Origin of the sequence: Kocuria oceani, assembly GCF_029524215.1 — a bacterium.
GTDB lineage: Bacteria > Actinomycetota > Actinomycetes > Actinomycetales > Micrococcaceae > Kocuria > Kocuria oceani.
In genome coordinates, this window is the sequence record NZ_JARAMH010000059.1 from 1 (window position 1) to 725 (window position 725).

Here is a 725-nt window from a genome sequence, read left to right on the forward strand (position 1 = left end):
TCCACCTACGTGGACGAGGCCGTCTTCCGCGCCGAGCAGGAACGCATCTTCGAGCAGATGTGGTTCTGCGCCGTGCGCGCCGGTGACCTCGACAAGCCCGGGGCCTACCGCACCGTGCAGATCGGCCGGGAATCGATCATCATCACCCGCAACCGCAAGCACGGCATCCGCGCCTTCTACAACATCTGCCGCCACCGCGGCGTGAAACTGTGCATGGAGGAGACCGGCGAAGCCAACCGCTCCTTCCAGTGCCCCTACCACGCCTGGACCTACGACTTCGACGGCAAGCTCATCGCCGCCCCCAACCTCACCAAGATGCCCGACATCGACCGCCAGGAATACGGACTGGTCACCATCCCGGTGCGCGAGTACCTCGGCTACGTCTGGGTCTGCCTGGCCGAGAACCCCCCCTCCTTCGAGGACGACGTGATGGGCGACATCGAAGAACGCCTCGGCGACACCCAGGCCATCGAGGGCTACGACATCGCCAACCTCGCCCTGGGCCGACGCATCACCTACGACGTGAAGGCCAACTGGAAGCTCATCATCGAGAACTTCATGGAGTGCTACCACTGCGCCACCATCCACCCCGAACTCACCGAGGTCCTGCCCGAGTTCGCCGACGGACTCGCCGCCCAGTACTTCGTCGGCCACGGCGCCGAGTTCGGCGAGAACGTCGCCGGCTTCACCGTCGACGGCTCCGAAGGCCTCGACAAGCTCCCCGG

Annotated in this window: 1 protein-coding gene; it reads left to right on the forward strand. The window is 65.5% G+C overall.

Annotated features, from left to right (window positions below):
* A partial coding sequence (locus PU704_RS19955) for an aromatic ring-hydroxylating oxygenase subunit alpha (RefSeq protein ID WP_277552903.1) occupies positions 1-725 on the forward strand: 725 nt, incomplete at both ends.